A 25421-nucleotide genomic window follows, 5' to 3' on the forward strand; every position below is an offset into this window, starting at 1 on the left:
ATTGAGGTAAGACGTGGCAAAAGCGGCAAAACGGGCATTTGTGTGCAATGAGTGCGGGGCGGACTATCCGCGTTGGCAGGGGCAGTGCAGCGCCTGTCATGCCTGGAACACCATCACGGAAGTGCGTTTGGCCGCGTCGCCCGCAGCGGCGCGCAACGATCGCCTCAGCGGCTATGCCGGCGACGCCGGCGTCAGCAAGGTGCAGAAGCTGTCGGAAATCAGCCTTGAGGCGCTGCCGCGCTTCACCACCGGCTTTCTCGAGTTCGATCGCGTGCTGGGCGGCGGCGTGGTGCCCGGCAGCGCCATTCTGATCGGCGGCAACCCCGGCGCCGGCAAGAGCACCCTGTTGCTGCAGGTGCTGTGCAAACTGTCCGAGCAGATGAAAACCCTGTACGTCACCGGCGAGGAGTCGCTGCAGCAGGTGGCGATGCGCGCTCATCGGCTGGGGCTGCCGACCGGCGGCCTGAACATGCTGTCGGAAACCAGCATCGAGCAGATCTGCCTGATCGCCGAGCAGGAACAGCCGAAGCTGATGGTGATCGACTCGATCCAGGTGATGCACATGGCGGACATTCAGTCTTCGCCGGGCAGCGTGGCCCAGGTGCGCGAAACCGCCGCCTACCTGACGCGCTTCGCCAAGACGCGCGGCGTGGCGATCGTCATGGTCGGCCACGTCACCAAAGACGGCTCGCTGGCCGGGCCGAAAGTGCTGGAACACTGCATCGACTGTTCGGTGCTGCTGGATGGCGACGCCGATTCCCGCTTCCGCACCCTGCGCAGCCACAAGAACCGCTTCGGCGCGGTCAACGAGCTGGGGGTGTTCGCCATGACCGAACAGGGGCTGCGCGAAGTCAGCAACCCTTCGGCGATCTTCCTCAGCCGCGGCGATGAAGTCACCTCCGGCAGCTCGGTGATGGTGGTGTGGGAAGGCACCCGGCCGCTGCTGGTGGAGATCCAGGCGCTGGTGGATCACTCGATGATGTCCAACCCGCGCCGCGTGGCGGTGGGCCTGGAGCAGAACCGGTTGGCGATCCTGCTGGCGGTGCTGCACCGGCACGGCGGGCTGCAGATGTCGGATCAGGATGTGTTCGTCAACGTGGTCGGCGGGGTGAAGGTCAGCGAGACCAGCGCCGATCTGGCGCTGCTGATGTCGCTGGTTTCGAGCCTGCGCGATCGGCCGCTGCCGAACGATCTGGTGGTGTTCGGCGAAGTGGGGCTGGCGGGAGAAATCCGTCCGGTGCCGAGCGGCCAGGAGCGCATCTCCGAAGCGGCCAAGCACGGTTTCAAGCGCGCCATCGTGCCGCACGGCAATATGCCGAAGAAGCCGCCGGCCAACATGCAGGTGTTTGGGGTCAAGAAGCTGGCGGACGCGCTCGACGTGCTGGAAGAGTTTTATTAATGTCGCCGACGGCGAGTAAGATATGCTATTTTGTTTAGCATACTAAACGGAGGTGGCCATGCCGCAATTTGATTACCTGAAGACGTCCATTAAGCAAAAGGGCTGTACTTTGCAGCAGGTGGCGGATGCCAGCGGCATGACCAAGGGCTATCTGAGCCAGCTGTTGAACGACAAAATCAAAAGCCCGAGCGCGCAAAAGCTCGAGGCGCTGCACCGTTTTCTCGGGCTGGAGTTCCCGCGTAAAGAGGTCAAAGTCGGCGTGGTGTTTGGTAAATTTTACCCGCTGCACACCGGCCACATCTATCTGATCCAGCGCGCCTGCAGCCAGGTGGACGAGCTGCACGTTATCTTGTGCCACGACGAACCGCGCGACCGCGAGCTGTTCGAGAACAGTTCGATGTCGCAACAGCCAACGGTCAGCGATCGCCTGCGCTGGCTGCTGCAGACCTTCAAGTACCAGAAAAACATCCATATCCACTCGTTCGACGAGCAGGGCATCGAGCCCTATCCGCATGGCTGGAACGTGTGGAGCGACGGCATGAAGGCCTTTATGGAACAGAAGGGCATCGTGCCGAGCTTCATCTATTCCAGCGAAGCGCAGGATGCGCCGCGCTACCGCGAGCATCTGGGCATCGAAACCATCTTGGTCGATCCCGAGCGTTCGTTCATGAACATCAGCGGCAATCAGATCCGCCAGGATCCGTTCCGCTATTGGGACTACATCCCGACCGAGGTGAAGCCGTTCTTCGTGCGCACCGTGGCGATCCTCGGCGGCGAGTCGAGCGGCAAGTCGACGCTGGTCAACAAGCTGGCCAACATCTTCAACACCACCAGCGCCTGGGAATATGGCCGCGATTACGTGTTTTCGCACCTGGGCGGCGACGAGATGGCGCTGCAGTACTCCGACTACGACAAAATCGCTCTCGGGCAGGCGCAATACGTGGATTTCGCGGTCAAGTACGCCAACAAGGTGGCGTTTATCGATACCGATTTCGTCACCACCCAAGCGTTTTGCAAAAAGTACGAGGGGCGTGAACACCCCTTCGTGCAAGCGCTGATCGACGAATACCGTTTCGATCTGGTGATCCTGCTGGAAAACAACACGCCGTGGGTGGCGGACGGCCTGCGCAGCCTTGGCAGCACCGCCGATCGCCTGGCGTTCCAGCGCCTGTTGGAGGACATGTTGCGCGCCAACAACATCGAGTATGTGCACGTCGAGTCCAGCGATTACGAAGAGCGTTTCCTGCGCTGCGTCGAGCTGGTGCAGCAGCTGCTGGCGGCGGACGCCGGCCGGTTGGCGAATGCGCCCACCCATCGCCACGCCGCAGGCTGAGAAAATTAGCGGAATGTGCGGTCGCGGCGGCAGAAACGCCTCTGTGGCGCACATTTAACGGCTTGTTTAAACATGGTTCATTCGGTAGCGACTAGGTTAAGATTTTCTTTACAATAACGCTCAGAAGAAGACATGTCTTATCGCTTACTCGCTCTCTGGTTGATCTGCTATGCCGCAGCCTGGACGCTGCTGACTGTTCATCTCGATCCCACTCTGCCTTACGACGCCGTCGAGGCGCTCAACTGGGGCCTCAACGCCGAGTGGGGCTCACCGAAAAATCCTTGGCTGGTCGGTGCGGCGATGCAGCCGGCGATCTGGCTCCCGTGGCTGCCGCTGAACCTGTACTGGTATGGCGGGCACTTCATCGCCATCGCCATCGGTATGTTGGGCGTCTGGCTATTGGCGCGCCGCCTGAGCGGCAGCACCTCGCTGGCCTGGATGGCGCTGCTGACGCTCAACCTGTCCGGTATCATCAATTTCGACATCATTCCCTACAACGATAATTACCTGTTGGTGATGCTGTGGCCGTGGATGGCGCTGTTCTTCCACCTGGCGATCTCGCGTTCGGCCAACTGGTGGCCGGCTTTCGCATTGGTGGCAGGTCTGGCGATGATGGCGAAATACTCGACCTTCGCCTTCGTCTATTTCGCGGCGCTGTCGACGCTGTTCGTACCGCAGATCCGCCGCTGCTATCGCCAGCCGCAGTTCTATCTGGCGGTGGCGATCTGGTTGGCGCTGGTGCTGCCGAACCTGTTCTGGCTGTGGAACCACGACTTCGCCGCCTTCAAGTGGGTGGATTCGCAGATCAAGATGCAGCTCAACCTCGATATGCTGCAGTCGCTGCTGCTGGTGTTCTATCCGTCGCTCGCGCTGTGGGTGATCCTGCGGCGCAGCGGGGCGGTGCTGGCCTGGCCAGCGGCGTTGCCGATGCGGGTGTTGCTGTGGGTCTACCTGTTGCCGCTCGGCATCATTACCTTCTGGTTCTCTTTCAACGTCGGCGGCCGGCTGACCGAGTGGCTGCAGCCGTTCTTCATGCTGGCGCCCGCGCTGCTGGTCGGCTGCGTGCGCCAGCCGCCGGTGCGTTCGCTGCGCGCGGCGACCATCGGGCTGATGTGCGCGGCGCTGGCGATCTATCTGGGGTATGCCGCGGTGATGCTGGGCAACGTGCGCAACGCCGGCCAGAAAATGGTGGGTATCAAGGCGTTCAGCGTCGGAGTGGAGCGGCTGTGGCAGGAGCGGTATGGCGTCAGCCTGCGCTACGTCGGCGGCGAATACCTGTCGCAGTGGATGACGGTGTACGCCGGCTCCCGGCCGCAGACCATTACGCGCTGGTCTAATCATACGCGCCCGAATATCTACAACGTCAACATCAGCTATCCGCAGATTGCGCAGCACGGCGTCGCCCTGTTCGGGCGGTTGGGTGAAGACTGCGCGCACAGCGACTTCGGCGGCGAGTTGGCCCACTGGCCGAAGATGCGCCTCGATTGGCAGCAGACGCTGACGTTCCGCGCCGATCCGCATGCCGACGAGCAAGCGCTGTGCGTCGGCTTCGTTCGTCCGCAGTAACGGCGGCGCAAAACGCCGCCGCGATTCAGGCTTAGTAAGCGATAACCAGCTTGCCTTGCATATGGCCGCCGAGCAGCCGTTGATGCGCGGCGGTCAGCGTCTCTACCGACAGCCCGTGCAGGGTTTCGCTCAGCGTGGTGCTCAGCTTGCCCTCGTCCAGCAGCTGCGCCACCTGCTGCAGGATGCGCCCCTGCTGCGCGATGTCCGGGGTGGTGAACATGCTGCGGGTGAACATGAATTCCCAGTGCAGCGCGGCGCTTTTCAGCTTCAGCGCGTTTTGATCCAACGGCTGCGCGTTCTCGACGATGGTGCAGATATGGCCCAGCGGCGCGACCAGCTCGGCCATCGCCGGCCAGTGGCCGTCGGTATCGTTCAGGCACAGGATGTAATCCACCTGCTCGATGCCGTGCTGCGCCAGCTCGCCCTTCAGATCGCGGTAGTCCACCACCAGATCGGCGCCGCGCTCACGGCACCAGGCGGCGGATTCCGGCCTTGAGGCGGTGGCGATCACTTTCACCTTGCTGCGCAGCGCGGCCAGCGGAATGGCCAGCGAGCCGACGCCGCCGGCGCCGCCGATGATCAGCAGCGTCTTGTTCTCCGGCGCGTCCTGAATGTTCAGGTGTTCGAACAGCGCTTCCCAGGCGGTGAGGGCGGTGAGCGGCAGGGCGGCGGACTCGGCCCAGTTCAGGCTGCGCGGCTTGTGCGCGGCGATGCGTGAGTCGATCAGCTGGTGGCTGCTGTTGCTGCCGGGGCGGGTGATGTCGCCGGCGTACCACACTTCATCGCCGGGCTTGAAGCCGCTGACGCCGCTGCCCACGTCTACCACCACGCCGCTGGCGTCCCAGCCGAGGATGCGCGGCTGCTGCAGGCCGCTCTTTTGCAGACCGGCGTGCACTTTGGTGTCCACCGGGTTGACCGACGCCGCTTTCACTGCCACCAGCAGATCGTACTGGCCGGGAACCGGCATTTCCGGTGAGATTTCGATGAAACCGGCGGGGTTCTGCGGGTCTACGGCAATGGCTTTTATCGACATGATTGTGCTCCTTTTAAATGATGCCCCCAGTGTAGACCCGCGGCAGTGGGGTGATAAGATGGACAATATCTAACGGAGTGTTCGTTTAAGGTGAACAATGGAATTCAAACAGCTGCAGGACATGGCGCTGTTCGCGCTGGTGGCGGAGTGCGGCAGCTTCACCGCCGCCGCGCAGCGCGTCGGGTTGCCGAAGTCCAGCGTCAGCCAGCGCATCAGCCAGCTCGAACAGACGCTGGGGCTGCGCTTGCTCAATCGCACCACGCGCCAGCTGAACCTGACCTTCGCCGGTGAGCGCTATCTGGAACATTGTCAGGCGATGATGTCCGCCGCGGAACGCGCCGATCTGGCGTTGCAGCGGCTGCGCGATAACCCGAGCGGCCGCCTGCGCATTTCAACGCCCGCCGGGCTGGGGGCGACCCTGGTGGCGCGGCTGGCGGCGGATTTTCAGCGCCAATACCCGGACGTTTCGCTGGAGGTGTCGGTGTCCGACGCCATGGTGGATCTGGTACAGGAAGGCTTCGACGCCGCGCTGCGCACCGGCAAGCCGCAGGATTCTTCGCTGATCGGTCGCCGTCTCGGGTATGCGCCGCGCTATCTGTTGGCCGCGCCGTCTTATCTGGCGCAGCATCCGCCGATCGAACACCCGCAGCAGCTGCAACAGCATCGCTGCATTGCCCACCGCGCCTGGACGGCCTGGAACCTGCGCTGCGGCGATGACTATTACCGCTGGCAGCTGCCGCTGGCGCACACCACCGACAACCTGCTGTATGCGCGTGAATGCGCTATCGCCGGCGCGGGGATCACGCTGTTGCCGGCGTTTCTCAGCCGCGAGGTGGTGGCGCAGAAGCTGTTGGTGGAAGTCTTGCCGGCGTGGCGCGCGGAGGGCAACGAGCTGTATCTGGTTTACCCGAGCCGCAAGCTGAATTCCCCGGCGCTGGCCTGCTTCATAGATGTGGTGCTGCAGCATCCGACGTTCGACGACTACGCCCGCGAGCTGCCGCGGGAATAAGAACCAAGGAAGCCCAGGCCACTCCTGGGTTAAACAAGATATTACGTCACTTGCACGATGCGCTTTCCTGTGTTTTCCCCCGCCAGCAGGCCAACCAGGGCCGCGGGCAGCAGCTCAAAACCGGCGATCAGATCTTCGATGACCGCTAATTTCTTCTCCGCGACCCAGGCCGTGAGCGCCGTCAGCGCCTGTTCTTGTCGGTGAAGGAAGTCGGCCAACAGGAACCCCCGCATCGTCAAGCTGTGGACGATCAGCAAACCGGGGATCCCGGCCGGCGCGGCCGGTGGGGAGGCCGTATCGTACTGCGACACCGCGCCGCAGCAAACAATGCGCCCCTGTTTCGCCATGTGCGGCAGGCAGGCCGCCAAAATATCGCCGCCGACGTTGTCGAACAGCACGTCAATGCCGTTGGGGCACGAGCGGCGCAGGCCGTCATGCAGATTCCCCGCCTTATAATCTATCGCCGCGTCGAAACCCAGCCTGTCCGTCAGCAGAGCCGTTTTGGCGGCGCCGCCGGCAATGCCCACCGTGCGGCAGCCGTGGAGCCGGGCGATTTGTCCGGCGAACATGCCTACCGCCCCTGCGGCGGCGGAAATGACGACGGTTTCACCGGCCTTGGGGCGTCCGCATTCCAGCAGGCCGAAGTAAGCGGTGAGTCCGGGCACGCCGTAAACGCTGAGCAAGTGCGTATGCGGAACGATGTCCGGCTGTTTTAGCGCCTCAGCCGCCGGCAGGGCCGTGAAGGTTTGCCAGCCGGTTTCCGCCAACACGATATCGCCGGCGGCCAGCAGGGGAGAGCGCGACGTGACGACTTCGGCCAGCGTCTTCGCGGCCATGATGTCTCCTGGCTGCAATCCGGAACGATAGGTGACGCCCTGCATCCAGGCTCTGCTGGCCGCATCCAAAGGCACGTAAAGCGTGCGCAACAGAACCTCTCCGGGGCCGGGGATCGGCATCGGGGTCTCGCGAGTCTGAAAACAATCGACGGTCAGCTTTCCCTGTGGGAGTTTGCCGAGGATGATTTGGCGATTCTGCATAGGGGGCTCCTGTTTAAATCTTGCCGAAGATGTCGATGCCGGTGAGTTGCGCCGACAATTCCCACAGGCGTTGGGCCTGTTCAGGATCGACGGCGTAGCTTTTTACGCCGCTGAAGGAAAGGCCCTCGTCATCGTTGCGCCGGGCGATATCGCAGTCTTCGCAATACAATCCGCCAAGGCCATTGAGTTGAGGCGATGTCGCCGCCCACACCTGGGTTGCCGCACCCTGTTGCGGCGTTTTCAGCATTTCCGGGTGGGCGGGTTTGCCGTCGGCGTCGATCCAGTCCAATGCGAGCATCTCTTCCTGCGAGAGGTAACGCTGCAGTGGCGTGGGGATCATGCCGGGATGCAGCGTGAAGGCGCGTACACCGGCGGCTCGTCCTCGTTTGTCGAGGTGCACGGCGAATAACGCATTAGCGGTTTTCGACTGGCCGTAGGCCCGCCACTTGTCATAGCCGCTGTGAAACTGCACGTCATTCCAGCGTACGGCGCTGGCATGGTGGCCGGAAGAGGAGATGACGACAACGCGGGCGCCGCCCGCCAATGCCGGCCAGAGGTGGTTCACCAGCGCGTAATGCCCCAGGTGGTTGATCGCGAATTGAGCCTCCCAGCCTGGGCCGATGCGGGTTTCAGGACAGGCCATGATGCCGGCGCCGCAGATCACCATATCGAGGTGGACGCCGGTCGCCAGAAGATGTTGCGCGAACTCTCTAATGTTGTTCAGATCGGCCAAATCAAGCTCATAAATGTCGACGTTGCTGATACCGGCGAGGGCCAGACGAGTGCGGGCGATGACGGGATCGCGGGCGGCGACGATCACCTGTGCTCCCGCCTGCGTCAATGCGCGAGTCGTTTCCAACCCCAGGCCGGAATGGCCGCCGGTGACCAGCGCCGTCATGCCGGCCAGTTGACGATCTTTGAGCACGTCGGCGGCGGCGGTGGTGGCGTTGAAGCCAGAGCCGATGGGCGTTTGTTTGTTCATTGGGGATTCCTCGCTGTGGTTGGCTGTGACACAGGGAGTGTAAATCGGCGCTATCCGGCGGATGAATGCAACAAAAACCTAATTTCTGTCGCCATCGTCCTAAAGTCTTCGACCAGCGCATCGCGCGGGTTATGCTCTTGCAAGATCTTTATGGGGAGAGGGTATGGATCCTTTATCGGAAGTGCTGGCGCCACTGAACAGCCAGAATGCGTTTTTCGGCGGCCTGAAGGCCGGCGGCGACTGGGCCGTTCATTTTCCCGCTCCGCAAGGCGGGAAGTTCAATGCGGTGGTGCGCGGCGGCTGTTGGTTGGCGGCGGAAGGGCTGGCAGAACCGCTGTGGCTGGCGGCCGGCGACTGTTTACTGCTGACTCGCAGCCTGCCGCTGACCGTCGGCAGCGACTTGTCACTGCCGGCGCTCGACGCCGACGCGCTTTATCTGCAGGCGAAAAACGGCGTGGCGAGCTGCGGCGAGGGGGAAACGTGCCTGTTTATCGGCGGCCGTTTTAGCTTTGGCGAGGAGGTGGAGCGGCTGTTCGGCAGCCTGCCCGCGTTAATGGTGATCCGCGGGGGCACGGAAGAGGCAGCCGTGCTGCAATGGGCGCTGCAGCGGCTGGCGGATGAGCTGGTGAGGCCTTCGCCGGGCAGTACGTTGATGGCGCATCATCTGGGGCAAATCATGTTGACCCAGGCGCTGCGGATTTACCTGATGGGGGAGGAGAGTGCGGCGTCCGGCTGGCTACCCGCTTTGTTCGATCCGCGCATCGGCGCCGCGATGCAGGCGGTACATGCCGATCCGGCCCGGCGCTGGACGGTGGCGGCGTTGGCCGACGCGGCGAGCGTTTCCCGTTCGACGTTGGCGCTGCGCTTCAAGCAGAAAGCCGGCATGGCGCCGCTCGAGTACGTGTCGCGCTGGCGCATGCTGCTGGCGGCGCGGGCGCTGCGTACCGGCGGCGAACCGGTCTCCGCTATCGCGCAGCGTTTGGGGTACGATTCCGACAGCGCTTTCAGCCACGCGTTCAAACGCGTGATGGCGTGCTCACCGCGCGACTATCGCCGGGCGCAGGCGTAAAAAAGGCGCCGCATGCGGCGCCTCGGGCATTACTTGGCGATCTTCTTGTACTTGATGCGGTGCGGCTCGAGCGCGTCGGCGCCCAGCGTACGCTTCTTGTACTCTTCGTACTCGGTGAAGTTGCCTTCGAAGAATTCCACCTTGCCTTCATCCTGGTAGTCCAGGATGTGGGTGGCGATACGGTCGAGGAACCAACGGTCGTGCGAGATCACCATGGCGCAGCCAGGGAATTCCAGCAGGGCGTTTTCCAGCGCGCGCAGGGTTTCGATATCCAGGTCGTTGGTCGGTTCATCGAGCAGCAGCACGTTGCCGCCAACCTGCAGCAGCTTGGCCAGGTGCAGACGGCCACGCTCACCGCCGGACAGCTCGCCCACGCGTTTGCCCTGATCGACGCCCTTGAAGTTGAAGCGGCCGACATAGGCGCGGCTCGGCATCTCGGTGTTGCCGATGCGCATGATGTCCTGCCCGCCGGAGACTTCTTCCCACACGGTTTTCGAACCGTCCATGCTGTCGCGGAACTGATCGACGGACGCCAGCTTGACGGTGTCGCCCAGCACGATGCTGCCGGAATCCGGCTGTTCCTGGCCGGACATCATGCGGAACAGCGTGGATTTACCCGCGCCGTTCGGGCCGATGATGCCGACGATTGCCCCTTTCGGCACCGAGAACGACAGGTCGTCGATCAGCAGGCGGTCGCCGTAGGACTTGCGCAGGTTGCTGACTTCGACCACTTTGTCGCCCAGGCGTGCGCCAGGTGGAATGAACAGTTCGTTGGTTTCGTTACGTTTCTGGTATTCGGTGTTGTTCAGCTCTTCGAAGCGGGCCAAACGGGCCTTGCCTTTGGACTGACGGCCTTTGGCGCCCTGACGCACCCACTCCAGCTCTTTCTCGATCGACTTGCGGCGAGCGGCTTCGGCGGACGCTTCCTGCGCCAGACGCGCGTCTTTCTGCTCCAGCCAGGAAGAGTAGTTGCCTTCCCACGGGATGCCCTCGCCGCGGTCCAGTTCGAGGATCCAGCCGGCCACGTTATCCAGGAAGTAACGGTCGTGGGTAATCGCCACCACGGTGCCTTCGAAGTCGTGCAGGAAGCGTTCCAGCCAGGCCACGGACTCGGCGTCCAGGTGGTTGGTCGGTTCGTCCAGCAGCAGCATGTCCGGCTTTTCGAGCAGCAGGCGGCACAGCGCGACGCGGCGGCGTTCACCCCCGGACAGGTGGGCGATTTTGGCGTCCCAGTCCGGCAGGCGCAGCGCGTCGGCGGCGCGTTCCAGCTGGGCGTTGAGGTTGTGACCGTCGTGCGCCTGAATGATCTCTTCCAGGCGGCCCTGTTCGGCGGCCAGCTTGTCGAAGTCTGCACCTTCTTCGGCGTACAGCGCGTACACTTCGTCCAGGCGCTTCAGCGCGCCGACCACTTCCGCCAGCGCTTCTTCCACCGACTCACGCACGGTGTGTTCGAGGTTAAGCTGCGGCTCCTGCGGCAGGTAACCGATCTTGATGCCCGGCTGCGGGCGCGCTTCCCCTTCGATATCGGTATCGATGCCGGCCATGATGCGCAGCAGGGTGGACTTACCGGCGCCGTTCAGGCCCAGTACGCCGATTTTGGCCCCGGGGAAGAAGCTCAGGGAGATGTTTTTCAAAATATGACGCTTCGGCGGTACCACCTTGCCGACGCGGTGCATGGTATAGACGTATTGAGCCACGTTGCTCTAAGCCTCTCTATATCAGTATTTATAGGATGTCTGGCGGCATGAGTGTAGCCCGTTTCGATCTCGGATCCCAGACATCGCTCAGCGATCGCTAAGTATAACCGTTTATGCGCCGATAAAGGCGCATATTGGTGGCTTATGGCGTGACGACGATCGCGACGCGGCGGTTTTCCGCGCGGCCGCTGGAGGTGCGGTTGTCGGCAACGGGATCGCGTTTGCCCATGCCGCGGGTTTCGATATTGGCGCGCGGAATGCCGACGCTGGCCAGCAGATCGGCCACCGCATCGGCGCGGCGCAGAGAGAGCTGGTCGTTATAGCTGTCTTCACCGTAGTTGTCGGTATGGCCGTCCAGGCGGAACTTGGTGATGCCGACGCTCAGCAGCGCGCGGCCCATCTTCTGCACCGTCTCGGTGCTTTCCGGGTTCAGCTTGCCGATGTTGTTGCCGAACAGCACTTTATCCGACAGGCCGAACTCCCAGCCGTTATCGGTCAGTTTGAAGCCCTGCGATTGCAGCAGCGCGATCTGCTCGGGCGTCAGGCCCTGCGGTTTGCTCTGGCAGCCGGCGAGCGCCAGCAGGGCGACGAACACCATCGTCAGCAGTGAAAAACGACCTTTAAACAGTTGCTGTATCATAGTCAAAATCCCTAGTTCAAGTGTTATAGCCGGGGCTCTTATTTATGTATAGCCAGCCGCCAGCCTCCGTTATAACGATGCTTTGCCTGATACATCGCATCGTCAGCTTCGTGCAAAAGACCCTGAGGCGTCGACGCGTGATCAGGGTACAGCGCAATACCGATACTCAGAGAGGTAATGACCGCCTCGTCGTTCGGCAAAATGACCGGTTGCGTCATGCAGTCGATGATGTTGTCAGCGATCTGCAGGACATCTTCCGTGCCGTGTACCGGCGCCAGCAGCACGGCGAATTCATCCCCGCCCAGACGCGCGACCAGATCGGTCTCGCGCAGCTGCGCGCGAATGCGCCCGGCAATGGTGGTCAGCACCGCATCGCCTGCGGCGTGGCCGTAACTGTCGTTCACCTCCTTGAAGCGATCGCCGTCGATAAACAGCACCGCCAATTTCGCCGGCGGTTCGATATCGCCCAGCGCCCGGCTCAGCCGCCCTTCGAAGAAGGCGCGGTTCGGCAAGCCGGTCAGGCTGTCGTGCGTCGCCCGGTGAGCCAGCGAGTCGTTCTCCTGCTTCAGATGGGCCTGCCAGGCCTCCAGCTCGTCGAGCAAGCCGTTGAAATCGTTGCTGAGCTCATGCAGCTCGGCGATCGGCGCCGACGGCACCCGCAGGCCGAAGGTGCGATCGCGGCGCACCGCGTGCGCCACGTTGGCGATGTCGTCCAGCGAACTGACGATGCCGACCAGCATACGGCGCGATAACACCAGAGCGCACAGGGTGCTGAGCACCATGCAGGCGATCATGCCGACCAGGCCGCGCAACAGGAAACGCAACAGGAAACGCAACAGGCTGCCGCCGTTGCCGCTCAACCAGACCTGGCCGACCTGTTTGCCCCCGTGAGAAATAGGCAGGATGACCGGCTCGGGCAGCGCCCAGTGCGCAACCATCTGCTCCAGACCGTGCAGCGGGCTGTCGGAGGGATGGCGCCAGCTGGCCAGCATCTTGCCTTTATTATCCAGAATGCGCGCCTCCAGGATCTCTTCGTTGGAGGCGATCAGCATCAGCGCCTCACGCGCGGCGGCGCCGTCTTCAAACACCACGGCGGCCTCGACGGTATAGCTGATGGAGCGCGCGATCAGGTGCAGGTTGTGGTCGGCATAGGCGCGCAGCGCAAACAGCGCCACCAGCGTCAAAAAGATGCCGGCGGTGCCGACGGCGATCAGCGCCAGCCCAAGATGCACCCGCTGCAGCACTCGGCCCAGCGTCGGGCGCGCATTGCCGGCGCGGTTTCTGTGCAACAGCCTCATAGCGGCGGCGCCTGTTTGCGTGCCAGCTGCAGCACGTTGGGGTGAACGCGCACGCCGCTGCGCGCCAGAGCATCCAGGTTGACCTTGAAACTGGCCTGGTCCCCATCGATCTGCAGGCAAAATGCGCTGCCGGCGGAGCATTCGCTATCGTTCTCGCTGATGCTGAGAATGGAGTTGCCGGAAATGCGCTGCATGAAATTTTGTCTCTGCGCGGCGGTGATGTTCCCTAAGTAGATGACATCGCAGCCGGTACTCAGCGTTGGGCTGTCGAACGGCACACGCTCGGCTTTAATCGGACGCGGGGCGCTCAGCAGGATCGGATCGAACAGCCCTTCGGCATACTGGGTGGGTGCGGTCACGCACAAGCGGATCGGATTGGGTTCACGCGACCAGCGGGCGTAGCTGATGATGCCTACCACCACGGTCGTCACGGCGTGCGTGCGTTTTTGATAGGGATCATCGGCGGCGCGCGCAGGCCCGGACAACGTCAGCAGCACCAACAACACGATCAGCAGCAGGCGACCGATATTCAGACGTGCGCCAAGGAAGCCCGGCACGGGGCTTTTTGCGCAACGCATCGCTATCGCGGTCTTATTCGCCATCTTCACCCGCCATTCCGGCCTGATCCACCGCCCGCAGGCCGTGGCCTGACAAGGAAAAGTTCGGCCCGCTTGAAGGGACAATCGTTTTGCTGAAAGCTGTCAGTCGCACTGCCTAATGAACACTATCTCACCCATAATTGGCGCGGATTGTATTATAAGATGTCTTCGTTGGGCGCTTTATGTGCTGTTTTCTCGGAATTATCCTACTTATTTTTGATAGTATAAAAATGCCTACCCGGGTTTGCCACCGCTTTTCTGCAAAGTTGGCGCGTTTGGCCAGCTGTCAGGCGATTTGCGCAACGGCGGCGTCATCTCACAAATGCAATAATGTCATAGCTAATAATTAAAAATTATTTTACTTCTCTTATAAATGCCGGGGTGGCTAATAAAAATCCGGTGGCTGGAAATATCCCGTCGGCCTGATTTGTCAGCCAAAGTAAACGTTTTTTACCTGGCTCCCGTCATGGCGATACACTTCTTCTTCTACAGTATTGAATGGATGAGCGATTGCGCTGTCTATGGTAGATATCTGCGTCCGGGCCGTGCGCCCGGCTTTATTTTGTCCCGCTGCGCCGTGGCGCGGCGGTCACCGGGGAGCTGGGCGGCTCCTGCGGTCCAACCAGTGAGGAAAGAGCGAGGATGGTCAAGGTGGACAAGCGACGGCTGTTGGCAATGGGCCTGTGCCTGACGGCGTTTTCAGGCGCGGCGCTGGCGGATTCTCTGGATGCGCAACGTCAGCGCTACCAGCAGATCAAACAGGCATGGGACGGCAATCAGATGGGCGTGGTGGCGCAGCTGATGCCGACGCTGCGCGATTATCCGCTTTATCCTTACCTGGAATACCGCGAGCTGACACAGGATCTGAGCCAGGCGGGGTTCTCCGAGGTGAACGACTTTATCAAACGCAACCCGACGCTGCCGCCGGCGAAATCACTGGTCCCGCGCTTCGTCAATGAGCTGGCGCGGCGCGAAGACTGGCGCACCCTGTTGGCCTTCAGCCCGCAGCCGCCCAAACCGGTGGCGGCGCGCTGCAATTATTACTACGCCAAGTGGGCCACCGGCGATCAGCAGGCGGCCTGGAGCGGCGCCGACGAACTGTGGCTGAACGGCAAAACGCTGCCGGGCGCCTGCGATCGGCTGTTCAGCGTCTGGCGCGGCGCAGGCAAGCAAACGCCGCTGGATATTCTGGCGCGCATGAAGCTGGCGTTGAAGGAGGGCAACAGTTCGCTGGTCAGCAACCTCTACAGCCAGCTGCCGGCCGACTACCAGACCATGGGCAACGCCCTGGTGCGCTTGCAAAACGATCCGACCACCGTGGAAGCCTTCGCCCGCAGCGTGGGGCCGACCGACTTTACCCGTGCCGCCACCGGCATCGCCTTTGAGCGCCTGGCGCGGCAGGATGTGGAAAACGCGCGGGCGATGATCCCGACGCTCGCGCGACTGCAAAAAATGAGCGACGACGAGCGGCTGGGGCTGGAAGAGGCGGTGGCCTGGCGCCTGATGGGCAGCGATGCCACCTATGAACAGGCGCAGTGGCGCGATCGGGTGATTCTGCGCAGCCGTTCGCCTTCGCTGCTGGAGCGCCGGGTGCGCATGGCGTTGGGCAACGGCGATCGGCAGGGCGTGGCGACCTGGCTGGCCCGCCTGCCGGAAGCGTCGCGCAACAAGGATGAGTGGCGCTACTGGCGCGCCAGTCAGTTGATGGACGAAGGCAAACGCGCCGAAGGCGAGGAGATATTGCGTAACCTGATGACCGAACGCGGCTTCTATCCGATGGCGGCGGCGCAGAAGCTGAACGCCACTTATCCGGTGATGGTGGCGGTGGCGGCCAAGCCGCGCGCGTCGCTGGTCGACGGGCCGGAGGTTGCCCGGGTGCGCGAGCTGATGTACTGGAACATGGACAACCTGGCCCGCAGCGAGTGGGGCTCCTACGTCGCCAGCCGCAGCCGGCCGGAACAAGAGGCGCTGGCGCGCTACGCCTTTGAGCAAAAATGGGCCGATCTGAGCGTGCAGGCGACCATCGTCGGCAAGCTGTGGGATCATCTGGAGGAGCGCTTCCCGGTCGCCTGGCCGCAGGAGTTCCGCCGCGCCACCGATGACAAGGGGATCACCACCAGCTACGCGATGGCGATAGCGCGCCAGGAGAGCGCCTGGAATCCGAAGGCGCAGTCGCCGGTTGGCGCTTCCGGCCTGATGCAGGTGATGCCGCGCACCGCGCAGCATACGGTGCAGATGTTCAATATTCCCGGCTACGTCGGCCCGAGCCAGCTGTTCGATCCGCAGACCAACATCACCATCGGCACCAGCTATCTGGAGTCGGTCTATCAGCAGTTCGGCCGCAACCGCATCCTGTCGAGCGCCGCCTATAACGCCGGCCCGTCACGGGTGAACACCTGGCTGGGCAACAGCGCGGGGCGTATCGATCCGGTGGCGTTCATCGAAAGCATTCCGTTCTCGGAAACCCGCGGCTACGTCAAGAATGTGCTGGCCTACGACGCGTTTTACCGCTATCTGACGCACCGGCCGGCCAAGGTGTTGACCGACGCCGAGTGGCAGAGACGTTATTGATTTTGACGGCCCTATGGTATGCTGCTGTACTAGTTAAATAGTATGGTGGCTGCCATGACGCAATTATCGTTAAACGACCCCGCTCTTTCAGAACAAGGCAATGAGGATTGGCTGCGCTTCGTCGCGCTGCTGCAGAATTCGTTTGCGCAAGAGCTGCATCAACCGCTGCTGCAGCTGATGCTGACGCCGGACGAGCGCACCGCGCTGGGCACCCGGGTGCGGATCATTCAGGAACTGATGCGCGGCGAGATGAGCCAGCGCGAGCTGAAAAATGAACTGGGCGCGGGGATCGCCACCATCACCCGCGGCTCGAACAGCCTGAAAGCGGCTTCACCCGAGCTGAAACAGTGGCTTGAGCAGCAACTGTTGCACGACGCGCCCTAGCGGGATCGGTGCTATTGCTGATAGATGGCGTTGTGAAACGGCACCAGCGCCAGCAGCAGCGCCTGGTGGTAAACGCTGGTGCGGCTCAGCCGGCCGTCGGTGAAGACGCCGATGGCGCCGCCCTGGCGCTTCACCTCGGCATTGCCGGTGATCGCCGCCATTTCGCTGCCCAATTCGCGACCGGCGCGAATACCTTGTAAGATGACTTCCGGCAGCATCAGGCTCGCCGAGCGGGATTCGCCGCGGATGTGCGGGTTCTCGATGGTCATCCAGGCGAAGGTCATATTCTCTTCAATCCCGGCTTCCACGCCGACCCAAAAATCGGCCTCGGGCCTGACCTGGCGCGCTTCCATGACGCGTTGACGCGAGCCGGTGCGGGTTTCGTGGTTGCCTATCGGCTGCAGCGAGACGCCGCTGGCGACGTCAACGGATTCAATGCGGTATTGGTTCGCGCCAAAGACGTCATCGAAGGCCAGTTGAATAGCCTTGATCTTTGCCGGGTTGGTAGTTGCAGCGACAACATGGTACATAACGGGTTTGATATCCTTCTGGCCGATACGCCGGGCAGCGGCAAAAGCGCCGCCGGGCCGGGGATAAACGCAAATTTCACGCAGTATAACGGAAAACAAAAATGTTACAGGTATACCTCGTTCGCCATGGCGAAACGGAATGGAACGCGGCTCGCCGCATCCAGGGTCAGTCCGACAGCCCGTTAACCGCCATGGGTGAACACCAGGCCCGTCTGGTCGCCAGGCGCGTCAGTAAGGAAGGCATTACGCACATCATTACCAGCGATCTGGGGCGCACGCGCCGCACCGCGCAGATCATCGCCGAAGCCTGTGGCTGCGAAGTGATAGGCGATCCGCGTTTGCGTGAGCTGCACATGGGGGTTCTGGAAGAACGCCTGATCGACAGTTTGACGCCGCAGGAAGAGCAGTGGCGCAAACAGATGGTCGATGGTACTCCTGACGGCCGTATCCCTCAAGGCGAATCCATGGAGGAACTGGGCGAGCGCATGCGCGCCGCGCTGGAGAGCTGCCTGATGCTGCCGGAAGGCAGCAAGCCGCTGCTCGTCAGCCATGGCATCGCGTTGGGGTGTTTGATCAGTACGGTGCTGGGGTTGCCGGCCTATGCGGAACGCCGTTTGCGCTTGCGCAACTGTTCACTGTCGCGCGTCGATCACCAGCAGAGCCCGTGGCTGGCTTCCGGCTGGATCGTGGAGACCGCGGGCGATGTCACGCATCTGGACATGCCCGCGTTGGACGAACTGCAGCGTTAACGCCGAATCGGGATCAGGTAGTCGCACTTGATCTCGATAGGCGCCTGATGCGGACGGCGTTCGCCTTTCGGGTAGAAGCGTTCGATGTCGTGCCCTTTGCGGCGCGTCAGCTGGAGCGCCGGCAGGCAGGTGCCGTAGACCGTCAGAATAAAGTCTTGCAGGCCCTCAGTGGGCCCTTCGTAGCTGAACATCGCAAACTCACCGCCCGGCAACACCAGCGGCTGGCCTTCCTGCGCCTTGTCAGGCACCTGATCCGGCTCCAGCGCCGTGGTGTACAGCACTTCCTGTTCGTCGTCCTTCTCCTGGCTCGGCCGCGAGTGGTGCAGCCCGTACAGTACCGGCGGCAGGGTTTCGACGTCACCGAGGAACTGGCGCCAGAACTGCGAGCGCAGCTCGGTGCGCACGGTGGTGATCTGTTCCAGCGTACAGGAGTAGCTTTGGGTCAGGCCGACCAGGCGCTTGTCCGGCAGCGAGACGAATTCCGGCTGCGGCAGGGTGAAAGCCCCCAGACGGATCGGCGGGCAGATGCCGAATGCGTTCCAGTCCTCGGCGCGGCGGTACAGCGCCGGCGTTTGCGCAAACTGTTTTTTGAAGGCGCGGGTGAAGGTCTGCTGCGAGTCGAAGCGATACTGCAGGGCGATATCCAAAATCGGCCGGCTGGTCAAACGCAGCGCGACGGCGGCTTTGGACAGCCTCCTTGCCCGGATGTAAGCACCGATGGCGTTACCGGTAATATCTTTGAACATCCGTTGCAGGTGCCATTTGGAATAGCCAGCCTTGGCCGCCACGTTATCCAGCGACAAGGGTTGGTCCAAATGGCTTTCCAGCCAGCTAAGCAGATCACGAATGATACCGGCTTGATCCATAGATCTTCCTCGTAAAGCTTGGGGGTAGGAACCCGAACTGTTGATTCGTCACGCTGGTGCTGCGCTATCAGACCGATCCATGAGCCATTATGCGTTGCACTCTTTGCCTCTGCTGCGCTTGCCGCGCCAGAGTTGGATTGGGGTACACCGTAGTGGGCGCAAAGAAATAACGACGCCGCATCATAGCAATTTTTTTACTCCGCGACTCTCAAAGATTTTTGTCACGCTCTGTGCTAAAACGGTCGGTGCGGACCCGTAAAAAACCGATTCCGTGAGCTTAGACATAAATAATGGCGATCGCCGAACCTATTTTTGCGGCAAGGTTATATCGGAGTTAAGTAAATGAAAAAAGGCTGGATATTTTTATTCGGTTTGGTTTGCGCAACCGTTGGCAGCGCGCAGGCGGAGCAGGTGGGCTCCGTTGATACCGTGTTTAAATTGTTGGGGCCGGACCACAAAATCGTGGTGGAAGCGTTCGACGATCCGGATGTTAAAAATGTAACTTGTTATATCAGCCGCGCCAAAACCGGCGGCATCAAAGGCGGTCTGGGGCTGGCGGAAGACACCGCCGACGCGGCCATTTCCTGCCAGCAGGTGGGGCCTATCGAGCTGAGCGACAAGATCAAAAACGGCAAGTCGGAAGGTGAGGTGGTATTCCAGAAACGCACCTCGCTGGTGTTCAAGAAGCTGCAGGTGGTGCGCTTCTACGACACCAAGCGCAATTCGCTGATTTACCTGAGCTACTCCGACAAGGTGATCGACGGTTCGCCGAAGAACGCGCTGAGCGCGGTGCCGATCATGCCGTGGGCTGAGACGAAATAAAAAAACGGGGTTCAGCATGCTGAACCCCGTTTTCATGACGGCAGGCCGGAATTACTCTTCCAGATCGCCGCAGAAGCGGTAGCCTTCGCCGTGAATGGTGGCGATGATTTCCGGCGTGTCCGGCGTCGATTCGAAGTGTTTGCGAATGCGACGGATGGTGACGTCCACGGTGCGGTCATGCGGCTTCAGCTCGCGGCCGGTCATTTTCTTCAGCAGTTCGCCGCGGGACTGGATCTTGCCCGGGTTTTCGCAGAAGTGCAGCATGGCGCGGAATTCGCTGCGCGGCAGCTTGTACTGTTCGCCGGCCGGGCTGATCAGCGAGCGGCTGTTGATGTCCAGCTCCCAACCGTTGAACTTGTAGCTCTCGACCAGGCGGCGCTCTTCGCCGAGGCTGCCCAGGTTCATGGTGCGCGACAGCAGGTTGCGCGCGCGGATGGTCAGCTCACGCGGGTTGAACGGCTTGGTGATGTAATCGTCGGCGCCGATTTCCAGGCCGAGGATTTTGTCCACTTCGTTATCGCGACCGGTCAGGAACATCAAGGCGACGCTGGCCTGTTCACGCAGTTCGCGCGCCAACAGCAGGCCGTTTTTGCCTGGCAGGTTGATGTCCATGATGACCAGATTGATATCATTTTCAGACAGGATATTGTGCATCTCTGCACCATCATTGGCTTCATGAACAATGTAGCCTTCCGCCTCGAAAATGCTCTTCAGGGTGTTACGAGTGACTAACTCGTCTTCGACAATCAGAATGTGCGGGGTCTGCATATTTGCTACCTAAAATTGCCAACAAAATAGAAAATAGGAAGTACAGAAGTCTTTGTTTTCTTAGAGGAGGGCAGAGATAGCGCCACGTTCCCTCTCAGCAAATGACTAAAGTACGTAAACTCGTTCTTGATGCACTTTCCATCTCATGTCAACAAGATCGCTAGCCTGGTGGGGATGCTGTTCCCTACAACCCCTGGGGTGCCAAATTGGCGCATATCCTAACCCCATTAACAGCAATATAACAGCGCGTGCCGAATTCATCACCCAACAAAACTACGCTTTGTTGACATATATCAAATTCAATTGTAGCACGTTAACAGATTTGTGAAAAACACTTACAGAAATGCCAGTTTAAGTCACAGAACCTCAAATTCTGTGAACGATTCAGCATTATCCGGCCCGATAGGATACAATTATTCGCTTATTGATCATCGCCTTGTTTTAACTCATTGATAAATAAATGCAGTAAAACATAAGCACGAATAATGACTATTACGACGGGTTTATTAGCTCAACGAGCCGTTTAATCTTGTTTGTTGCTATTAACGCGTTTATTGTTACGCAATTGTAAATATAAGCGGGCGCTGCGCCATCGTCAAAAGTGCAGGCCTGCCTTCGGTGGAAGAGTGATGCAGCTTCATATTGTTTTAGTGGCTCCGGCGCGGCCGGAAAATGTCGGCGCGGCGGCGCGCGCGATGAAAACCATGGGCTTCACGTCGTTGCGCATCGTCGACAGCGAGGCGCACCTGCAGCCGGCGGCGCGCTGGGTGGCGCACGGAGCCGGCGAGATCCTCGACGGCGTGCAAACGTTCGCCATGCTGGAACTGGCGCTGGCGGACGTGGATTTCACCGTCGCCACCACCGCCCGCAGCCGCGCGCGTTTTCACTATTACTGCACGCCGCCCGAGCTGCTGGAACAGCTGAGCGAGCGCAAGCAGTGGGTCGGCCAGGCCGCGCTGGTGTTCGGCCGCGAAGATTCCGGCCTGACCAACGAAGAGCTGGCGCTGGCGGATTTGCTGACCGGCGTGCCGATGCAGGCGGACTATCCATCGCTTAACCTGGGCCAGGCGGTGATGGTTTACTGCTACCAGCTGGCGAGCCTGATGGGCGTCAGCACGCCGCAGGAAACGGCGGCGTCGGAAGGGCAGCTCAAGGCGCTGCGCCGCCGCGCCGATGCCTTGTTGAACGCATTGGATGTCGGCGATGACCAAAAATTGCGCGACTGGCTGCACCAGCGGCTCGGCGCGCTGCAACAGCGCGATACGGCGATGTTGCATACGCTGCTGCACGACATCGAAAAAAAACTCGCCAAGTGATAGCGGCTCCATCAGACGGTTACCCAGCGTGATCCACTGGTAAATCGGCTTTAAGTTGTTTTTTTGTTCTGTCGTTTTGCTTTTCACCTGTTGCATCGCGCATTACCGTCGCTGAACGGAAAATAAGCAAAAAAAAGAAATCGTTTGACTTGGGATAGCGATTGCTTTAACCAATAGAGGGGACAGAGTATTTCATGAGACAGACAGACAACATGCGCAACATCAGCCTGAAAACCACAATTATTACCACCACCGATACCACAGGTAACGGGGCGGGCTGACGCGCACAGGAAACACAGAAAAAAGCCCGCACCTAATCAGTGCGGGCTTTTTTTTTCGGCTTAAATTCGGAGAGATCACACATGCGAGTGCTGAAATTTGGCGGAACCTCGGTGGCGAATGCAGAACGTTTTCTGCGCGTTGCCGACATCATGGAGAGTAATGCGCGTCAGGGACAGGTAGCCACGGTCTTGTCCGCCCCTGCAAAGATCACCAACCATCTGGTGGCGATGATCGACAAAACGGTGGCGGGCCAGGACATTCTGCCGAATATCAGCGACGCCGAGCGGATCTTTGCCGATCTGCTGAGCGGCCTGGCGCAGGCGCTGCCGGGCTTTGAATACGATCGCTTGAAAGGCGTGGTCGATCAGGAGTTCGCGCAGCTCAAACAGGTGCTGCACGGCGTTTCGCTGCTGGGGCAGTGCCCGGACAGCGTAAACGCGGCGATCATCTGCCGCGGCGAAAAGCTCTCCATCGCCATCATGGAAGGGGTGTTCCGCGCCAAGGGCTACCCGGTCACAGTGATCAACCCGGTGGAGAAACTGCTGGCGCAGGGCCACTACCTGGAGTCCACCGTGGACATCGCCGAGTCCACGCTGCGCATCGCCGCGGCGGCGATCCCGGCTGACCACATCGTGCTGATGGCCGGTTTCACCGCCGGTAACGACAAGGGTGAACTGGTGGTGCTGGGCCGCAACGGCTCCGACTATTCCGCCGCGGTGCTGGCCGCCTGCCTGCGCGCCGACTGTTGCGAAATCTGGACCGACGTCGATGGCGTGTATACCTGCGATCCGCGCACCGTGCCGGACGCCAGGCTGCTGAAATCGATGTCGTACCAGGAGGCGATGGAGCTCTCCTACTTCGGCGCCAAAGTGCTGCACCCTCGTACCATCACGCCGATTGCCCAATTCCAAATCCCTTGCCTGATTAAAAACACCTCCAACCCGCAGGCCCCCGGCACGCTGATCGGCAAAGACAGCACCGATGACGGGATGCCGGTGAAAGGCATCACCAACCTGAACAACATGGCGATGATCAACGTCTCCGGCCCGGGCATGAAAGGCATGGTCGGCATGGCCGCGCGAGTGTTCGCCGTGATGTCGCGCGCCGGCATTTCGGTGGTGCTGATCACCCAATCCTCTTCCGAATACAGCATCAGCTTCTGCGTGCCGCAGGGCGAACTGCTGCGCGCGCGCCGCGCGCTGGAGGAGGAGTTCTATCTGGAGTTGAAAGACGGCGTGCTGGATCCGCTGGACGTGATGGAACGCCTGGCGATCATCTCGGTAGTCGGCGACGGCATGCGCACCCTGCGCGGCATCTCCGCGCGCTTCTTCTCCGCGCTGGCGCGCGCCAACATCAATATCGTCGCCATCGCCCAGGGCTCTTCCGAGCGTTCAATCTCGGTGGTGGTCAGCAATGAATCCGCCACCACCGGCGTGCGCGTCAGTCACCAGATGCTGTTCAACACCGATCAGGTGATCGAAGTGTTCGTCATCGGCGTCGGCGGCGTTGGCGGAGCGCTGATCGAGCAGATCTACCGCCAGCAGCCATGGCTGAAGCAAAAGCATATCGACCTGCGGGTGTGCGGCATCGCCAATTCACGCGTGATGCTGACCAACGTACACGGCATCGCGCTGGACAGCTGGCGCGACGAGCTGGCCGGCGCGCAGGAGCCGTTCAATCTCGGCCGCCTGATCCGGCTGGTGAAGGAGTATCACCTGCTGAACCCGGTGATCGTCGACTGCACTTCCAGCCAGGCGGTGGCCGATCAGTATGTGGACTTCCTGGCGGACGGTTTCCACGTGGTGACGCCGAACAAAAAGGCCAACACCTCGTCGATGAACTATTATCAGCAACTGCGCGCGGCGGCCGCCGGTTCGCACCGCAAGTTCCTCTACGACACCAACGTCGGCGCCGGTTTGCCGGTGATTGAGAACCTGCAAAACCTGCTGAACGCCGGCGATGAGCTGGTACGCTTCTCCGGCATCCTGTCCGGCTCGCTGTCCTTTATCTTCGGCAAGCTGGACGAAGGGCTATCGCTGTCGGCGGCGACCCTGCAGGCTCGAGCCAACGGCTATACCGAGCCGGATCCGCGCGACGATCTGTCCGGTATGGACGTGGCGCGCAAGCTGCTGATCCTGGCGCGCGAAGCCGGTTACAAGCTGGAGCTGAGCGATATCGAGGTCGAGTCGGTGCTGCCGCCGTCCTTCGACGCGTCGGGCGACGTGGAGCATTTCCTGGCGCGCCTGCCGGAGCTGGATAAAGAGTTCGCGCGCAACGTGGCCAACGCCGCGGAGCAAGGCAAGGTGCTGCGCTATGTCGGCCTGATCGACGAAGGCCGCTGCAAGGTGCGCATCGAGGCGGTGGACGGCAACGATCCGTTGTATAAAGTGAAGAACGGCGAGAACGCGCTGGCCTTCTACAGCCGCTACTATCAGCCGCTGCCGCTGGTGCTGCGCGGCTACGGCGCCGGTAACGATGTGACCGCAGCGGGCGTGTTCGCCGATCTGCTGCGCACACTGTCATGGAAGTTGGGAGTTTAATATGGTTAAGGTGTATGCACCGGCCTCGATCGGTAACGTCAGCGTCGGTTTCGATGTGCTGGGCGCGGCGGTTTCGCCGATCGACGGCACGCTGCTGGGCGACTGCGTCAGCGTAGAAGCCGCCGAGACGTTCAGTTTGCAGAATGCCGGGCGCTTCGTCAGCAAGCTGCCGGCCGAGCCGAAAGAGAACATCGTTTATCAATGCTGGGAGCGCTTCTGCCAGGAGATCGGCCGCGAAGTGCCGGTGGCGATGCGGTTGGAAAAGAACATGCCGATCGGATCGGGGCTGGGCTCCAGCGCCTGTTCGGTGGTGGCCGGGCTGATGGCGATGAACGAATTCTGCGATCGGCCGCTGGATGAGACGACGCTGCTCGGCCTGATGGGCGAGCTGGAGGGCCGCATTTCCGGCAGCGTGCATTACGATAACGTGGCGCCATGCTACCTGGGCGGCCTGCAGCTGATGCTGGAAGAAGAAGGCATCATCAGCCAGGAGGTGCCGTGCTTCGACGATTGGCTGTGGGTCATGGCCTATCCGGGCATCAAGGTCTCCACCGCCGAAGCGCGCGCCATTTTACCCGCGCAATACCGTCGTCAGGATTGCATCAGCCACGGTCGCTATCTGGCCGGCTTTATCCATGCCTGCCACACCCGTCAGCCGCAGCTGGCCGCCAAATTGATGCAGGACGTGATAGCCGAACCGTACCGCACCCGGCTGCTGCCGGGCTTCGCCGAAGCGCGCAAGGCGGCGCAGGAGATCGGCGCGCTGGCCTGCGGCATCTCCGGCTCCGGCCCGACGCTGTTCGCCGTCTGCAACGACGGCGCCACCGCGCAGCGCATGGCCGCCTGGCTGCAACAACACTATCTGCAAAACGACGAAGGTTTTGTTCATATTTGCCGTCTGGATACCGCAGGCGCTCGACTACTGGGATAA

Annotated in this window: 23 protein-coding genes and 1 other annotated feature; of the genes, 13 read left to right on the forward strand and 10 right to left on the reverse strand. The window is 61.3% G+C overall.

Translation table 11 applies throughout. From position 1 onward, the window contains the following. Positions 1 to 13 precede the first annotated feature (13 nt). The 3 genes from radA (at position 14) to SSARUM2_RS02830 (ending at position 4298) form a co-directional block, all read left to right on the forward strand. The gene (radA, locus tag SSARUM2_RS02820; RefSeq protein WP_025159617.1) at positions 14 to 1399 is read left to right on the forward strand and encodes a DNA repair protein RadA; all 1386 of its coding nucleotides are present in this window, start codon (positions 14 to 16) and stop codon (positions 1397 to 1399) included. 58 nt (positions 1400 to 1457) lie between these two features. After that, positions 1458 to 2732 (forward strand): multifunctional transcriptional regulator/nicotinamide-nucleotide adenylyltransferase/ribosylnicotinamide kinase NadR, encoded by a 1275-nt coding sequence (gene nadR / locus SSARUM2_RS02825; protein WP_049196006.1) that lies wholly within the window; start codon positions 1458 to 1460, stop codon positions 2730 to 2732. A gap of 132 nt (positions 2733 to 2864) precedes the next feature. Beyond that, positions 2865 to 4298 carry a glycosyltransferase family 39 protein gene (locus SSARUM2_RS02830; protein WP_060452788.1) on the forward strand — a complete coding sequence of 478 codons (1434 nt, stop codon included), beginning with the start codon at positions 2865 to 2867 and terminating at the stop codon, positions 4296 to 4298. A gap of 31 nt (positions 4299 to 4329) precedes the next feature. Here the strand turns inward: SSARUM2_RS02830 and SSARUM2_RS02835 are convergent, their stop codons facing one another. Next, entirely contained in the window at positions 4330 to 5331 is a 1002-nt protein-coding gene (locus SSARUM2_RS02835; protein WP_043148173.1) for a zinc-binding alcohol dehydrogenase family protein, read from the reverse strand. Between the two features lie 97 nt (positions 5332 to 5428). Between SSARUM2_RS02835 and SSARUM2_RS02840 the strand changes: the two genes are divergently transcribed. Further along, the gene (locus SSARUM2_RS02840) at positions 5429 to 6340 is read left to right on the forward strand and encodes a LysR family transcriptional regulator (RefSeq protein ID WP_033649131.1); all 912 of its coding nucleotides are present in this window, start codon (positions 5429 to 5431) and stop codon (positions 6338 to 6340) included. 41 nt (positions 6341 to 6381) lie between these two features. Here the strand turns inward: SSARUM2_RS02840 and SSARUM2_RS02845 are convergent, their stop codons facing one another. Beyond that, the gene (locus tag SSARUM2_RS02845; protein WP_060452787.1) at positions 6382 to 7377 is read right to left on the reverse strand and encodes an NADP-dependent oxidoreductase; all 996 of its coding nucleotides are present in this window, start codon (positions 7375 to 7377) and stop codon (positions 6382 to 6384) included. Between the two features lie 13 nt (positions 7378 to 7390). Beyond that, a complete protein-coding gene (locus tag SSARUM2_RS02850) occupies positions 7391 to 8359 on the reverse strand; it encodes an SDR family NAD(P)-dependent oxidoreductase (protein ID WP_060452786.1) in 969 nt (322 codons plus the stop codon). 163 nt (positions 8360 to 8522) lie between these two features. Between SSARUM2_RS02850 and SSARUM2_RS02855 the strand changes: the two genes are divergently transcribed. Beyond that, positions 8523 to 9428: an AraC family transcriptional regulator gene (locus SSARUM2_RS02855; RefSeq protein WP_060452785.1), complete on the forward strand. Its 906-nt coding sequence runs from the start codon at positions 8523 to 8525 to the stop codon at positions 9426 to 9428. A 29-nt stretch (positions 9429 to 9457) separates the two neighbouring features. Here SSARUM2_RS02855 and ettA read toward each other — a convergent pair whose 3' ends face one another. From ettA to SSARUM2_RS02875, 4 genes are all read right to left on the reverse strand, one after another. Then, positions 9458 to 11125: an energy-dependent translational throttle protein EttA gene (gene ettA / locus SSARUM2_RS02860; protein WP_025159620.1), complete on the reverse strand. Its 1668-nt coding sequence runs from the start codon at positions 11123 to 11125 to the stop codon at positions 9458 to 9460. A gap of 142 nt (positions 11126 to 11267) precedes the next feature. Then, complete coding sequence (locus tag SSARUM2_RS02865; protein WP_033649136.1) at positions 11268 to 11765, reverse strand: OmpA family protein; 498 nt, start codon at positions 11763 to 11765, stop codon at positions 11268 to 11270. Between the two features lie 38 nt (positions 11766 to 11803). Continuing rightward, positions 11804 to 13063 (reverse strand): diguanylate cyclase, encoded by a 1260-nt coding sequence (locus SSARUM2_RS02870; RefSeq protein ID WP_060436093.1) that lies wholly within the window; start codon positions 13061 to 13063, stop codon positions 11804 to 11806. Then, complete coding sequence (locus SSARUM2_RS02875; RefSeq protein WP_033637038.1) at positions 13060 to 13665, reverse strand: YfiR family protein; 606 nt, start codon at positions 13663 to 13665, stop codon at positions 13060 to 13062. Before SSARUM2_RS02875 ends, SSARUM2_RS02870 begins: the two co-directional genes overlap by 4 nt. Before the next feature lie 639 nt (positions 13666 to 14304). Between SSARUM2_RS02875 and sltY the strand changes: the two genes are divergently transcribed. Both sltY and trpR read left to right on the forward strand, forming a co-directional pair. Further along, positions 14305 to 16233, forward strand: coding sequence for a murein transglycosylase (gene sltY, locus SSARUM2_RS02880; protein WP_049196015.1), 1929 nt, complete (start codon positions 14305 to 14307; stop codon positions 16231 to 16233). A gap of 54 nt (positions 16234 to 16287) precedes the next feature. Beyond that, positions 16288 to 16617, forward strand: a complete 330-nt coding sequence (trpR, locus tag SSARUM2_RS02885) for a trp operon repressor (RefSeq protein ID WP_004933017.1) — start codon at positions 16288 to 16290, stop codon at positions 16615 to 16617. 11 nt (positions 16618 to 16628) lie between these two features. Here trpR and yjjX read toward each other — a convergent pair whose 3' ends face one another. Beyond that, the gene (gene yjjX, locus SSARUM2_RS02890; protein ID WP_033637040.1) at positions 16629 to 17147 is read right to left on the reverse strand and encodes an inosine/xanthosine triphosphatase; all 519 of its coding nucleotides are present in this window, start codon (positions 17145 to 17147) and stop codon (positions 16629 to 16631) included. Between the two features lie 101 nt (positions 17148 to 17248). Here yjjX and gpmB point away from each other — a divergent pair, with 101 nt between their 5' ends. Further along, complete coding sequence (gpmB, locus tag SSARUM2_RS02895; RefSeq protein WP_025305227.1) at positions 17249 to 17896, forward strand: 2,3-diphosphoglycerate-dependent phosphoglycerate mutase GpmB; 648 nt, start codon at positions 17249 to 17251, stop codon at positions 17894 to 17896. Here gpmB and robA read toward each other — a convergent pair. Continuing rightward, positions 17893 to 18762 carry an MDR efflux pump AcrAB transcriptional activator RobA gene (robA, locus tag SSARUM2_RS02900; protein WP_033637041.1) on the reverse strand — a complete coding sequence of 290 codons (870 nt, stop codon included), beginning with the start codon at positions 18760 to 18762 and terminating at the stop codon, positions 17893 to 17895. The genes gpmB and robA overlap by 4 nt on opposite strands. Before the next feature lie 342 nt (positions 18763 to 19104). Between robA and creA the strand changes: the two genes are divergently transcribed. Beyond that, positions 19105 to 19584 carry a protein CreA gene (gene creA / locus SSARUM2_RS02905; protein WP_060430907.1) on the forward strand — a complete coding sequence of 160 codons (480 nt, stop codon included), beginning with the start codon at positions 19105 to 19107 and terminating at the stop codon, positions 19582 to 19584. A gap of 51 nt (positions 19585 to 19635) precedes the next feature. On the opposite strand, the gene arcA is transcribed toward creA, so the two are convergent. Continuing rightward, positions 19636 to 20352, reverse strand: coding sequence for a two-component system response regulator ArcA (gene arcA / locus SSARUM2_RS02910; RefSeq protein WP_004933003.1), 717 nt, complete (start codon positions 20350 to 20352; stop codon positions 19636 to 19638). Between the two features lie 629 nt (positions 20353 to 20981). Between arcA and SSARUM2_RS02915 the strand changes: the two genes are divergently transcribed. The 4 genes from SSARUM2_RS02915 to thrB all read left to right on the forward strand — a co-directional run bounded on the left by SSARUM2_RS02915 (position 20982) and on the right by thrB (position 25421). After that, a complete protein-coding gene (locus SSARUM2_RS02915; protein WP_060439101.1) occupies positions 20982 to 21668 on the forward strand; it encodes a tRNA/rRNA methyltransferase in 687 nt (228 codons plus the stop codon). Positions 21669 to 21880: 212 nt separating this feature from the next. Further along, positions 21881 to 21949 (forward strand): thr operon leader peptide, encoded by a 69-nt coding sequence (gene thrL, locus SSARUM2_RS02920; RefSeq protein ID WP_086581142.1) that lies wholly within the window; start codon positions 21881 to 21883, stop codon positions 21947 to 21949. Then, positions 21888 to 22005, forward strand: a sequence feature (Thr leader region). (Overlaps the previous gene by 62 nt.) A gap of 25 nt (positions 22006 to 22030) precedes the next feature. Then, positions 22031 to 24490, forward strand: a complete 2460-nt coding sequence (gene thrA, locus SSARUM2_RS02925; RefSeq protein WP_060422500.1) for a bifunctional aspartate kinase/homoserine dehydrogenase I — start codon at positions 22031 to 22033, stop codon at positions 24488 to 24490. Position 24491: 1 nt separating this feature from the next. Continuing rightward, on the forward strand, positions 24492 to 25421 hold the full coding sequence (gene thrB, locus SSARUM2_RS02930) for a homoserine kinase (RefSeq protein WP_049213070.1): 930 nt from the start codon (positions 24492 to 24494) through the stop codon (positions 25419 to 25421).

Origin of the sequence: Serratia sp. K-E0102, from assembly GCF_029962625.1 — a bacterium.
In the GTDB taxonomy this organism is placed as follows: domain Bacteria; phylum Pseudomonadota; class Gammaproteobacteria; order Enterobacterales; family Enterobacteriaceae; genus Serratia; species Serratia sarumanii.